A 12,396-nucleotide genomic window follows, 5' to 3' on the forward strand; every position below is an offset into this window, starting at 1 on the left:
AACTCCTGTTATATCAGCCATCCGCCTTTTTCTCATCTAATTTTAATAAATATTTTTATAAATCTGGCACTTGTTTCACAAAGCGATCAAATATCGCTTGCATCTGCTCGTCACTTTCAGTCAACCATTCTGGATGAAATTGCGTGCCCCACACCAAATGATCATCGCTTTCAATGGCTTCAATCACCCCATCACGACTATGGGCAATGGCTTTTAATTTGGCACCTAGTCGATCAATAGCCTGATGATGCACTGAATTTACCAGGTGTGTGCTCCCTAAAATGGGAGTTAACCAATTGTCTTCATCGATCGAAATATCATGTGTCACTGCATGAACATCAGTCGGTAGTTGATTATGCTTAACAACAGGATTGGCAATTAATTTCAAATCTTGATAAAGGGTGCCACCTTCAGCAATATTGATTAACTGTAACCCACGACAAATTCCTAAAATGGGTAGCTTTGCCGTTCGAGCCGCATGATACATCGCCAATTCAAATAAATCTCGTTGTCGATCAACCTCTCCTAATGCGGCATCCGGTTGCTGCGAATATAACATTGGGTCAGAATCTTCGCCACCTATGAAGAAGACAGCATCCAAATGCTCAACGTACAGTTTTGCCGTTTGTGCCAGATCATTTTTGGCGACCGGCAAAACCATTGGCAGCCCACCAGCATTGACGATTGTGTCAATGTTAACATTTTGCACATATTCAATTTTACTATCAATAAAGTGCGCATCTGGTTGATGAAGTTGCGCACCTAAAATACCAATAACGGGTTTCATATTTTCACCTACGCATTCAAAACTTTGTCTAAGAAATTCTTGGTTCCTGGATCTTGAGGGTGATCAAAGACCGTTTGTGGATCTCCTTGTTCTTTGATAATGCCATCTTGGAAGAAGATAACCCGGTCAGCCACACTTTTGGCAAAGCCCATTTCGTGAGTCACGACCACCATTGTCATTCCCTCTTTGGCAAGCCGTTTCATAACTGCCAAAACATCCCCAACCATTTCCGGATCAAGTGCAGAAGTCGGTTCGTCAAATAACATAATGTCTGGTTTCATCGCTAGTGCCCGTGCAATCGCAACTCGTTGGGCCTGGCCACCAGATAATTGAGCAGGCATGGCATCGGCTTTTTCACTTAATCCAACAATATCGAGATAGTGCATGGCTTCTTTTTCTGCCTCATCTTTATCAACCTTTTTTAATTCAGTCGGTGCTAAGGTGATATTTTTTAACACATTGAGGTGCGGAAATAAGTTGAAATGTTGAAACACCATGCCGATATTTTGGCGGACTAAATCTAAGTTAGTTTTAGCGTCACTGATATCATAACCATCAATATAAACGCTGCCACTAGTCGGATCTTCAAGTTTATTTAAACACCGCAAGAAAGTACTTTTCCCTGATCCAGATGGCCCAATCATGCAGACCACCTCGTTATTTTTAACGTCGAGATTGATTCCCTTGAGCACTTCATTACTGCCGAAACTTTTATGCAAGTCTTTAACTTGTACTTTATAATCTTTATCCATTGCTATCCCATCTTTCTTTGTACGTAATTTGATAACCAAGTTAACAACGTAATGATGATTAGATACATCACTGCAATAATCGTCCAGACCTTAAAGCCTTCCATGTTCTTAGAAATGATAACTGTCCCGGTCTGGGTCAGTTCCATCACGCCAATGGCTGACAGAATAGAGGTATCTTTTAAAGTGATGATGAACTGGTTAATAAAAGATGGAATCATGATTTTAATTCCCTGAGGCGCAATAACTTTCCACAATGCTCGGTTATATGGCAACCCCAAACTACGAGCGGCTTCCCATTGACCACGATCAACTGCTTTAAAGCCACCTTTGACGAACGCCCCAATATAGGCTCCTTCATTGAGTGTCAAGGTAATCACACCAGCAGTAAATAGTGGGATTTTATGACCTACAACATCCGGCATACCAATATAGATAAAGAAGGCCAATACCATCATTGGCAACCCACGAAAAATATATGTTAACGTGCTGGCCGTCCAAGGCAATGCCTTCCCATCGGCGATACCCATTACCCCTAAAATGACACCAAAAACGGTTGCAAAGACAATCCCGATGACAGCTAGTTCAATGGTCATCCACAACCCATTTAACAAGAATGCGTGGTTATTTTTGATTAAACCCGTGATCGTTCGTTCTTTGGCACTATCAGTATGTTTTGCACTACCGGTAAGATATTTATCAATAATTTTTTGTAATTTACCAGACTTTTGCAAATAGGCGAGACCGTGGTTGAACTTCTTGAGTAATTCCTGATTCTGACCTTTTTTCACTGCGAATGCGACTGGTGTTTTGGCGGCTGGCTTGGTCACAATTTTCAACGGAATGCCGTTACTAATGCCATATTGTAAAACTGGTCCGTCATCAAATGTCGCATCTGTGCCACCATTTTTGACGTCATTCCACATAGGATTCGAATCGTTGAAATATTTCACCTTAAAGCCGTACTTCTTGGCTAGCGATTCCCCGTAAGCTGCACCAGTGGTCCCTGCTTTTAAGCCCACCGTTTTGCCCTTTAAATCTTTCACCGACTTAATCTGTGAATTATTTTTGCTAACCGCGACCACGACACCGGCATTATAATACGGTGTCGAAAAATCAAATTTAGCTTTACGTGGTTGTGTCACACTCATACCGGCCATAATGCCATCAATTTGGCCTGCTTGGACTGCTTGCAGTTGCGCATTAAAGCCCATGATTTTTAATTTGTATTTAAAATGTTCATGCTTGGCAATGGCTTTTAGGATGTCCATATCAATGCCATTGTTTTGGCCATTGTAACTGCCGTCTTTGCTTTCAATTTCATAGGGTTCAAAGGTTGTCCCCGTCCCAATTGTATATGTAGGATCTGCTTTGATTGAGTGACCGTAGTTGATCGTCAGGAACCCAATTAAACAGGTTGTTAGTGCCAATAACCATTTTACTGTTCGTCGATTGTCATGCATTGCCATTCCCTCTTTCAAAATTAACTTGTAGAATAACCTAACACTTAATCACTATTAGTTATAGGTTATTCATTGAAGTACGTTTTTTAAAAGGATGAAAGCGCTTTCTTATTTTAAAAATCGAAGTTTATTTTTAACTAGGCTTAATTTTCTTAAGGGACAAATATGCCCGTTTTTTACCCGCCTTATATCATCATTTACCAAATTTGTATACCATTCCCTATTATATTCAGATATAATTTAGGTATTCTCTTGGGAGGAAAATAATTATGAAAAAAAAATATACTCATTGGGGGGCAATACTAGCCATTGTGGCTTTAGTATTTGTACTGAGCGCTTGTGGTGAACGCAAACAGTTTGTTAACGATGCACAACTCAAACACTACCCAAAGCAAGAAACGTCACTGTCCGTACGACCCACATCTGGTGCCAGTGAGGCTAAAATACGCGAACTAACAGCCTCGGCTTATACCAATACAAAAACTAACATAGCGTTACTGGTCGATGAAGGCCGTTTAGATGGCGAAAGTAGCTCATCGAAAGCTAAAATCATTTTTGACTATCACAGTGGTAAAACCTACACGTCACTCGATGAATTGATGGACACCATGGCTGCTAGCTCCGATATCACTCAACCATTTGAAGGCAAGTATTTGACCGGCAGCATTCATCAACTCACCAAGGCTGAAGATAGCACCGCCGATGAAATTGGCATTGCAACATTTGATGTCTTGTTTGCCAATCCAAAACTACAAAAAAATTGGCTCAAAGATTTGAACCAGATTTTGAGTAATACAAAGAACGATAAATTCAAAAAATTTGGCCAACATCTCACGTACACGTACTCGCATGCTCAAGTACGCGAGATTGCCAAACAATTGAATCATCAAATTAAAAATGAAAATTCAATCTCAGATTTAGCGTTAAGTGATAGTGAACTTGATGATTTCAATGACAAACTTGATAACTATCAAATCACGCAAACTGTGTATGATAATCGTCGTAAAACCAGTTTTAAAATCAAAACTAGTGATAGTACCTATCATGTCACGTTATCAACCGCTAAATCACAACGATCAGTTGAAACGCCTGAATGGACAGACACGATGACCAGAAGTGAATTTCAAGACAAGATGAAAAGTGCCATGGAAGATGTTTACGATGACATGCTTGGTTCATACCTAGAAGACTATTTCAACCAGTCCGGTTCTTCTGATGAAGACTACTTCGGTTATGGCGATAACAGCGATTCAAGCAGTGATAGCTCCAGTGACAAAGATGATAACAGTGATGACTTTGATGTCAGCAGTTTAACCTATCATCTCAATCCAATGACCCATCAAAACTTAAGTGAAAGAAGCGTTAATTAATCATGAAAAATACACTCAGAAAAATAATACTCGTTTTTGCGGTTATGACTTTAACAGTCGTATTAACTGCCTGTGGTGAAAAAAGTAGTTTCGTGAAAAGTAATAAAGTTGATTCTGCCAATCAGCAAAAAGTATCAGTTACCTTTAAGCCCACTAAAAATGCCAGTGATGTTGCTCTTCAGCGGGAAAAAATAACATCTTATGCCAACCACGATAAGTCTTTTTTCAAATTAGTTGATTCACTGCATCACACCAATAAAAAGGATGATAACTTAATCACCACTTTTTATAATAATAAGGATCAGCGGGCTTATCTCAAAGCTGATTATTTATCAGCTTCCACTAACCAGGACTTGAAAGCCATTATGAGTAAGTTTGCTGACAAATACATTACGTTTACTTATTCAAAGCTCGGTCAAGAAACGGACAGCGGCAATTTCTTTAGCACGGGTGACTTGGTCGTCATGTTATCTAATAAAAAAACACAAGATGCCTTTAATGATGCAATGAGTGCTGCAATGAAAAACACGAAAAATAAAAATTTCACCAAGAATGGTGACACTGTAACTCATAAATTTACACATGCTGAATTAAAGAGTTTATTGAAAAAATATAATACTGTCATTAAGAAAGATAAGGACACAAAAAATTACGCTTTACGTGCTTCAGAGATTGATACAACCAATGATAAAATTGACGCTTCGACTGTGACTGAAAAAGTGAACACAAAACAAAATAAAGCCACGATCATCATTAAAAACAAAGGAGTGACTTATCAGTTAAACGTTGCTGTTGCTAAGGATAGCACCAATGTTAAGTTACCAGTCAAATCAAAACTAATGTCTGCTAGTCAATTTGAACATGAAGTGATGAATTCAACGCGGACTTATTTTGATAGTAAACTGTCCGAATAACAATTAGCGTATGCAGAGCGATCTAATTATATTTAAAAACTAAAACAGCGTCATCACAGATTTTGTGATGGCGCTGTTTTATGATGTTGTGCTTTTAGATATATTTTGTTGCTATTCTTTTTGCTTTTTTATTGCTGAAACGTGCTCCGGAAAACTGCACCCTCCGGTTAACAGACTTTAAGTAAAATCCCAAGATCAGGGATTTCACTTAAAGTCCGTTAATCCTCAGGTGCAAACCGTTTTCCTCCGCACTCTAGTTGTTAAAAGGCACCGCATTTTCCTTCGTGATTTTCTTAATTCCATGGAAATACGGAACTAACACTTCAGGAATCGTTACCGAACCGTCTTCGTTTTGGTAGTTTTCTAAGATTGCGGCCACTGTTCTACCTACAGCAAGTCCTGAACCATTTAGTGTGTGGACGTATTGTAACTTGCCGTTTTCGTCACGGTACTGGATATGGGCACGGCGGGCTTGGAAATCTTCTGTGTTTGAACAACTTGAGATTTCACGGTAGATATTTTGTTCTGGCATCCAGACTTCAATATCATGCGTTTCGGCTGCTGAGAATCCCATGTCACCTGTTGATAAGGTGATGACATGATAAGCTAGACCTAATTTTTGCAAAATATTTTCGGCATTGGCAGTCATTTTTTCTAATTCATCGTATGAATTTTCTGGTTTGGCGTACTTCACCATTTCAACTTTATTAAATTGGTGCATCCGAATCAAACCACGAGTATCGCGGCCAGCCGAGCCAGCTTCTGATCTAAATGATGGGGTTAAAGCCGTTACGTAAACAGGTAGTTTTTCTTCCGGAATTACTTCGTTAGCAAAGTAATTCGTTAATGGCACTTCAGCCGTTGGAATCATCGTCAATTCTTGATCTTCATTTTGAATTTGATAAACATCTTCAGTAAACTTAGGAAATTGGCCGGTTCCATACATCGCATGATCATTAACCAAATATGGTGGCAAAATTTCGGTGTACCCTTCCTTCATGTGTTCATCCAGCATGAAGTTGTAAACGGCCCGTTCAAGTTGTGCACCTAAACCGACGTAGTAAACAAAGCGGGCACCAGATACTTTAGCGGCGCGTTCAAAATCAAGAATACCCAGATTTTCACCAATATCCCAATGTGCTTTTGGTTCAAAGCCAAAATCAGGAATTTGACCTACTTTACGTTGTTCAACATTGGCATCTTCGTCAGGACCAACCGGAATACCTTCGTGAGGCATATTTGGTAGGTGAGCCATCTTATTGTGAAAATCGTCATCGACCGTATTAAGTTGGTCATCCACTTTTTTTATGTCTGCACTAACTTGTTGCATTGCGGCGATGGCATCATCAGAACTTTCATTATTTCGTTTTGCCTCACCAATCGCTTTTGAGGCATCATTACGCTTAGCCTTAAGTGTTTCTGTTTCTTGAATTAATTCTCGTCGTTTTTCGTCTAAAGTAAAAATTTCATCAACATCTTTTGGATCTGTACCACGCGTTTGTAACCGTTCCTTATAGTAATCCGGTTGGTTACGCATTTTCTTAATATCTAACATGTCATTACCTCCACAAAAAGAGCCATTTCTTCCCAAAAATTTTGGGACGAAATGGCTCTTTTCCGCGGTACCACCCAAGTTTGTCTACTGACACCCTCAAACAGTTGGTAACGGCAACGAGACCGTGCGGCATTACCCGCCCACATTATTGCACCGGAGTTTCGACAAGCAACTCACATCAACCGCTGCCTTTCTGGATGTCTACTTAAAATGCACTGTGTTTAACTTTAAAGTGCATGTTAACATATGCCTGATTGTTTTGCAATCTTCTAGAAAGCTTCGCGACCAAAAACGTAGTATGAAAGCGCACCAAATGGAGGCATGACAAAAACTAATGCGATCCACAATCCTTTGTTACCACGTAAAAAAACGTTACTTTTAAGAATATCAACCAAAGCAAAAATTTGAATAAATAGCCCAAAGATGACCATTGGCAATAATTTTTTCGGGAATCGATGTGTCCGACAATGTTTATGCATGTTAAATCCTCCTTTGTTTTACAGCTCTAATATACCACGAAAAGCGAAAATTCAACGACGAGAGCCTTTAATTATTTGATAATCTTAAAGTTGCGTCGCGCATCCACTTTAATTTCATCATGCTTAGCAAAATACTGCATAATGAGTTCCGTCATATCTACCGTGACTTCACTAACAATTTCAGCAGGTGAAAACATCCGATAATCGCCACCGCCGCCGGCACGGTAACGATTGAGCACCACTTTTAGTTGGTCATCGTCTGCCACTGGCTGGCCATGATACGTGAGGCTTAACAAGCGTTGTCCACGGGGCCGGCTAATTTGGCAACGATATTCCACACCAGCGTACATGTCATAATTAAAGTGTTGTACTTTAGGTACTAAGTAATCTTGCGCCACCGTAATTTGATCGTTTTCAACCGTAAAATAGTTCACTGATTGTTCAATGGCTGCTTTCAACTGTGCCCCATTAATGGCAACGACTGCTAATGTATTCGGGTAAACATAGCTGTTAACAATTTGTCTACGCGTCACAATCTCTTGAAAGCCCTGTACTTGATCATTGAATAAACTGGTAGCCGAAATATCTACACCAGTTGCATCGCTTTGAATGCGATTAATTAAATTGATGTATGGGTGGCCATTTAATCTGGCCTGGAGTGGACTCTCAATTGGCATTGCCTTGTTTAATTGACCCGCTGGTTGATCGAGCCATTTTTCTGTTGCTTGTTGCCAATCTTGATTTGATGTTAACAGTGTTTCGTTGGGCTCGAAATCTGCTGCATTAATCAACCGTGCTTGGCGATTGATCACCTGATGATGTTGGTCAAGTTCTAAGGTCGCTTGGCCCATAAACCGACCGCGTTCACCTGGTTGGGTAATGGCAACATTTTGCGCAACCTGTGCGAGTTGGCGATGTTGGTGTCCCGTGACCAAGACATCAATTCCAGGTACCTGCTTGAGAATTTCGTCGCCTTCATTTTCGCCCGTTTGCTTGCTGACATCCACTTGACCTGTTTCTAAATCACCTTCAAAACCGCCATGATAGGCGACCACCACGACATCAGCCAGTTCACGCAAGCGTGGTACCCAGTATTTAGCCGTTTCGAGAGCAGACTTAAATTGCCAATTTTTTAAATTTCCACTCGTTTCCCAATGTGGTACATAGGCTGTCGTCAGTCCTAAAATAGCGACTTTAACGCCATCACGCTTTAATAACGTATACGGCCCATCAATAACTGGCGTGTCATGTTGATCAACTAAATTGGCCCCTAGAATTGGATAGTGGCGTTTTGCCAAACAGTCATGTAGATAATCAAAGCCATAATTAAATTCGTGATTACCCAAAATACCACAATCATATTTTAATTGATTAATTATTTTTGCGTAGCGCTCGCGGTATGGCGTACCGCTTTTATTCGTATACATTGTTTGCGGGCTACCTTGAATTAAATCCCCATTTTCAATGGCAATTACCCATTCATCGTTGCTAGCCTGCTGTCTGATCGTGTTCATAGCAGTGGCCAAGCGAAACAACCCATACGAAACCGTACTATCTGCTTGTTGATAGTCCGTGGGGTATAAATAACCGTGAACATCACTGGTCGATAGTATCGTAATTTTCATTTCCTACTCCTTAAACTAACCGTTTTCTTAACATCCCTGAGAATAAGTCGATTGCAGTAACCATAATAATGATCCCAATCAAGATAATCCCTACACGTGGCCATGTTCTGGTTTGAATCGCAAATAATAATGGTGTACCAATCCCTCCGGCACCAACCATCCCTAAAATTGAGGCAGACCGCACGGCAATTTCAAATCGATACAGCGTATACGACATAAATTCTGGCATAATTTCTGGTAAAGTTGCCAAAAACAGTGTGTCTGTTGCAGTTGATCCGGCACTCGTCAGTGCTTCACTTGGACGTCGGTCCATGTTTTCCACTGCTTCAGAAAAGAGTTTTCCGAGCATTCCAATTGAGTGGATACTAACCGCGAGTACCCCGGCAAATGATCCGGGACCGACCGCTTTGATGAACATGATCGCTAACACGATTTCTGGAAAGGTTCGGATAAACGTTAGCACCACTTTACCGCTAGTTGAACGCATGTGGCGTTTACCTGCTTCAGTTCGTGCTGCCCAAAACGCAAAAGGAACACTTAAAATGGCAGAAATAAATGTCCCGATAAACGCAATCGCTAAGGTTTGTAAAATTAAACTAAATAAATCTTCACCGCTACCGTCATACACGTAACCCCAGTCTGGATGTAAGAGGCCATGTAGAATCGACTTGCTGACTTCACCGGCAGATTCTTTTAGTCCTGTGAATTTCATTTGTGAAAAGGCCCAAATATAAATGATGAGCACTAATAGGGCCCAGTAGACCCATTTGTTTTGATACCATTTGATTGTCTTTTTTTGATTTATCATTGCAACTTCTCCCGTAAGTAATTACTGAGCCCATCAATTACCAACACGATAATTAAAATTGCGATGATAATGACTGAGGTGTTGTCATAGCGAAATTCGTCTAATGATCGTTGTAAAAACACCCCAATACCACCAGCACCTAGATATCCTAGGACTGTTGAGGCTCGCACGTTAATTTCAAACGTATATAAAAAGTAGCTCAAAAATTGATTGAAAATTTGCGGAATCACCGCAAAGACAATCACTTGAATCTTGTTAGCGCCACTGGCACGCAGCGCCTCTAATGGTCCATCATCGATGGTTTCGACAGCTTCATAAAATAGTTTTGAAATCATTCCAAATGAAAATATCGCTAAAGTAAACACCCCGGCAATAGGTCCGATACCGACAATGGCAACAAATAAAGCCGCCAACAACAGATCGGGCAATGTCCGCACCAAATTAAGAATAAAGCGCACAACTGAGCGTAGTGCAGTATTGGTTACAATGTTGCGGGCTGCCAGCAGCGCTAAGGGAATTGCCACTAGTGTTCCTAATGTTGTTCCAATAAGTGCCATTTGAATGGTTTCTAAAACTGGTGAAATGATCAGCGAAGTATATTCCCAGTTGGGGTGGGCCATTTTTTCAATAAGTACAAAGAATTGATTGATGTTCATCCAAAATGATGTCATATCAACCCCAGTTGCCATTGCTGAAATCACTAAACAAATCACAAATACGAGCGTCCAAGCGATCCATTTAAAATGAAAGCGTTGGGCAGTTGTTCTTTGTGGAATTTCGTTCATTTGAGGGCCTCCGCAGCTTCGTCTTCTTCGTAAATATCATGCAATTCAGCGGCTGAAGCATCTTCAATTGATTTATCATAAACTAGCTGTCCACCGCGCAAGCCAATAATGCGATCGGCATATTCTAAGGCAAGTTCGACGGAATGCAAGTTGACAAGCACGGTCATGCCGTAATCTTTGTTCAAACTTTTCAAATCATCCATCACTGCATGGGTGGTCAATGGATCAAGTGAGGCAATTGGTTCGTCCGCCAAAATAATTTGCGGATCTTGCATAAAAGTTCTAGCGACCGCCACACGTTGTTGCTGGCCACCAGACAATTCATCCGCGCGCGTGTAATATTTTTCGGCTAAGTTAACTCGTTTCAATGCATCTTGGGCTTTTTGCTGATCTTCTTTTGAAAAGAGGCCGAGAACACTTTTCCAAGTGGGATAATAGCCAACCCGGCCACACAATACATTACGTTTAACACTAACTTTTTTGACCAGATTAAAATCTTGAAAAATCATGCCAATGCTGCGACGAAATTCGCGTAATGGTTTCCCCTTTAATTGTTTGGTATCGATGCCGTTGACCGTTAATTTACCATCGGTAATTTCATGCATTTTATTAATGGTTCGTAGCATCGTACTTTTGCCGGCACCAGACAAGCCGACAACGACGACAAATTGTCCTGGATAGATATCAAAATTAATATCATCTAATCCAACCGTGCCGTTCGGATATGTTTTACTAACGTGATCAAAGCTAATAATTGGTTCTTCCATTACTGAGGTTCCTCCCTAAATTCATAAAAAACAGGGTAGCACAAAACCGCTTGCTGCCCCGTTAATTAACGTTCATTAATTGAACTTATTTATCTAATTTTTGTGCAATCTTATCGTATTTCCGGATGATGTTGAAGTTACTGTCTTTAGAATCAACATATCCTTCATGCGTATAGACTGACGAGATAATCTTGTGACCTTTTTTAGTTTTGGCAACATCTTTAAATGCCTTAGAAACTTTCTTTTGCCACTTAGGACTCATGTCACCACGAACCGTAATTGTATCGTTTGGAATAGCCTTCGTAGTATAAATTGGGACAACTTTACTCATCACATCAGGCGCATCTTTTTGAACGATTGTCCGGGCACCTTGGAAAACAAAGGCTGCATCAGTATCACCGTTGTAAACTGACATTACTCCTTGGTCATGTCCTTTCACTTGCACGGTCTTAATACCGTCTTTATTGACGTTGATCCCCTTCTTCAACAATTCAACTGCTGGATAAACCCAACCGGCTGTTGAAGTAGTATCTTGAACGGCAATTTTCTTACCCTTTAAGTCCTTGATACTCTTAATGTTACTGTCCTTACGAACTAAGATTTGAGCTTTGTAGCTCTTCACTTTTTGCTTGGTTTGTTGGTCATTTGGTTCTTTATAGCCAAAACGTGTTGCTTGTAATAACACTTTTGACCCATATTGTTTATGCGCTAATACATAAGCGTCAGGTGGTAGGAAACCAACATCAACTTTCTTAGAACCCATTGCTTCAACAATAGTGTTGTAGTTAGTTGAAACACTGACCTTGACCGGAATCCCCAATTGCTTGCTTAGTAATCCTTCCAGTGGCTTAGCCTTTGCTTCAATCGTATTGGCATTTGATGATGGTACGAATTGAACCGTTAACTTCTTCGGTGCATAGTCTCCACCTTTACTGCTAGAACTTTTACCACAGCCTACTAACACTGCTGCAGATAAAACGACTGCTAGCCCAGCAGTAAGTCGCTTCATAAACCTCATGAATGATCTCCCCTTGTATTTAATTTATGCTACAAATTTAATATAGTACAGAATACGAACATTTTCAATAAAATTC

General features: G+C 40.4%; 12 protein-coding genes. 2 read left to right on the forward strand and 10 right to left on the reverse strand.

Translation table 11 applies throughout. The annotated features are described in order from the left end of the window. Window positions 1-55: 55 nt before the first annotated feature. Genes ACYVQZ_RS06130 through ACYVQZ_RS06140 form a run of 3 tightly spaced genes read right to left on the reverse strand, consistent with a single transcriptional unit; the run spans window position 56 to window position 2,999 of the window. Window positions 56-787 carry a gamma-glutamyl-gamma-aminobutyrate hydrolase family protein gene (locus ACYVQZ_RS06130; RefSeq protein WP_461240525.1) on the reverse strand — a complete coding sequence of 244 codons (732 nt, stop codon included), beginning with the start codon at window positions 785-787 and terminating at the stop codon, window positions 56-58. 8 nt (window positions 788-795) lie between these two features. Then, window positions 796-1,539, reverse strand: coding sequence for an amino acid ABC transporter ATP-binding protein (locus tag ACYVQZ_RS06135; RefSeq protein ID WP_461240526.1), 744 nt, complete (start codon window positions 1,537-1,539; stop codon window positions 796-798). Window positions 1,540-1,541: 2 nt separating this feature from the next. Further along, window positions 1,542-2,999, reverse strand: coding sequence for an ABC transporter substrate-binding protein/permease (locus ACYVQZ_RS06140; RefSeq protein ID WP_461240527.1), 1,458 nt, complete (start codon window positions 2,997-2,999; stop codon window positions 1,542-1,544). A gap of 269 nt (window positions 3,000-3,268) precedes the next feature. Here ACYVQZ_RS06140 and ACYVQZ_RS06145 point away from each other — a divergent pair, with 269 nt between their 5' ends. Together ACYVQZ_RS06145 and ACYVQZ_RS06150 are read left to right on the forward strand one after the other, a co-directional pair. Next, on the forward strand, window positions 3,269-4,369 hold the full coding sequence (locus ACYVQZ_RS06145) for a hypothetical protein (protein ID WP_461240528.1): 1,101 nt from the start codon (window positions 3,269-3,271) through the stop codon (window positions 4,367-4,369). A 2-nt stretch (window positions 4,370-4,371) separates the two neighbouring features. Continuing rightward, window positions 4,372-5,283 carry a hypothetical protein gene (locus tag ACYVQZ_RS06150; protein ID WP_461240529.1) on the forward strand — a complete coding sequence of 304 codons (912 nt, stop codon included), beginning with the start codon at window positions 4,372-4,374 and terminating at the stop codon, window positions 5,281-5,283. Between the two features lie 253 nt (window positions 5,284-5,536). Here the strand turns inward: ACYVQZ_RS06150 and serS are convergent, their stop codons facing one another. The 7 genes from serS to ACYVQZ_RS06185 all read right to left on the reverse strand — a co-directional run bounded on the left by serS (window position 5,537) and on the right by ACYVQZ_RS06185 (window position 12,320). Continuing rightward, window positions 5,537-6,838: a serine--tRNA ligase gene (gene serS, locus ACYVQZ_RS06155; protein ID WP_461240530.1), complete on the reverse strand. Its 1,302-nt coding sequence runs from the start codon at window positions 6,836-6,838 to the stop codon at window positions 5,537-5,539. A 269-nt stretch (window positions 6,839-7,107) separates the two neighbouring features. Then, entirely contained in the window at window positions 7,108-7,317 is a 210-nt protein-coding gene (locus tag ACYVQZ_RS06160; protein WP_461240531.1) for a PLD nuclease N-terminal domain-containing protein, read from the reverse strand. Window positions 7,318-7,388: 71 nt separating this feature from the next. After that, window positions 7,389-8,942: a bifunctional metallophosphatase/5'-nucleotidase gene (locus tag ACYVQZ_RS06165; RefSeq protein ID WP_461240532.1), complete on the reverse strand. Its 1,554-nt coding sequence runs from the start codon at window positions 8,940-8,942 to the stop codon at window positions 7,389-7,391. A 10-nt stretch (window positions 8,943-8,952) separates the two neighbouring features. Continuing rightward, window positions 8,953-9,750, reverse strand: a complete 798-nt coding sequence (gene phnE, locus ACYVQZ_RS06170) for a phosphonate ABC transporter, permease protein PhnE (protein ID WP_461240533.1) — start codon at window positions 9,748-9,750, stop codon at window positions 8,953-8,955. Next, window positions 9,747-10,535 (reverse strand): phosphonate ABC transporter, permease protein PhnE, encoded by a 789-nt coding sequence (phnE, locus tag ACYVQZ_RS06175; RefSeq protein WP_461240534.1) that lies wholly within the window; start codon window positions 10,533-10,535, stop codon window positions 9,747-9,749. Before phnE (ACYVQZ_RS06175) ends, phnE (ACYVQZ_RS06170) begins: the two co-directional genes overlap by 4 nt. Further along, window positions 10,532-11,302, reverse strand: a complete 771-nt coding sequence (gene phnC, locus ACYVQZ_RS06180) for a phosphonate ABC transporter ATP-binding protein (RefSeq protein ID WP_461240535.1) — start codon at window positions 11,300-11,302, stop codon at window positions 10,532-10,534. Before phnC ends, phnE (ACYVQZ_RS06175) begins: the two co-directional genes overlap by 4 nt. An 85-nt stretch (window positions 11,303-11,387) precedes the next feature. Further along, window positions 11,388-12,320 (reverse strand): phosphate/phosphite/phosphonate ABC transporter substrate-binding protein, encoded by a 933-nt coding sequence (locus tag ACYVQZ_RS06185; RefSeq protein ID WP_461240536.1) that lies wholly within the window; start codon window positions 12,318-12,320, stop codon window positions 11,388-11,390. Between the last annotated feature and the right edge of the window lie 76 nt (window positions 12,321-12,396).

It is taken from the genome of Paucilactobacillus salsurae, from assembly GCF_054784995.1.